Origin of the sequence: Zavarzinella formosa DSM 19928 (assembly GCF_000255705.1) — a bacterium.
GTDB classification, from domain to species: Bacteria; Planctomycetota; Planctomycetia; order Gemmatales; family Gemmataceae; genus Zavarzinella; species Zavarzinella formosa.
Genome location: NZ_AIAB01000573.1, coordinates 1 through 692 on the forward strand (window position 1 = coordinate 1; position 692 = coordinate 692).

Below are 692 nucleotides of genomic sequence, written 5' to 3' on the forward strand. Positions count from 1 at the left end.
TCGCCGTTGGCCCAGTCATAGCTGGCGCTGCTCTCCTCCTGCATGACCACACTCACGCCGTCGCGCACGGAGAACGACCACTGCCGGATCAAAAACTCCTTGTCATCCCAGCCGAAGGCGTCGTCCGAATAGGTGACGACATCTCCGACCGTGTATTTCAGCCCCCGGTAGTTCATTGGCACGGTGACCGAAATCCCCTGCCGTCCCTTCTCCAAGATGACCTTGCCGATGCGCTGGGCCGATTCGGGATGGCTGGTGAAGGGCAGTTCGATGTCCTTGAACAACTGCTGCCCCCCGTCCTGGTCCTCATAGAGGGAATTGGTGACGGCCGGGAAGTCGGTGGGCTGGTAGCCCTTGTCGGGATCGACGTAGGTGCCCTTGACGGCGTTGAACAAGTCCTTGCGGGTGGGGCGGGTGACGGAATTGACCGACCGGGCGAGCATGTTCACGTCAATGGAGCCGGAGACGGTCTGATAGGCGGCGGGCAGGATGCGGTGTTTGCCCTTCACATACGGCTTGTAACCGGCGCAGGCCGAGAGCAATTCGGTCATGTTGTCACTGAGGACATTGGCGGTGTCGAGGACGCCGTTGGAACTGTAGCGGGTCGTCACGGTCCCGTCTTTTAGAGTGACCGTTTCGTCGCAGATGTTGGCGCCGGAGATGAAATAAACGTCGTCGATCTTGGACTCGTC

Annotated in this window: 1 protein-coding gene; it reads right to left on the reverse strand. The window is 60.1% G+C overall.

Going from position 1 to position 692, the window contains the following annotated elements:
- On the reverse strand, window positions 1-692 hold a 692-nt coding region (locus tag BGIM_RS47980; RefSeq protein WP_040887465.1), incomplete at both ends, for a phage tail protein.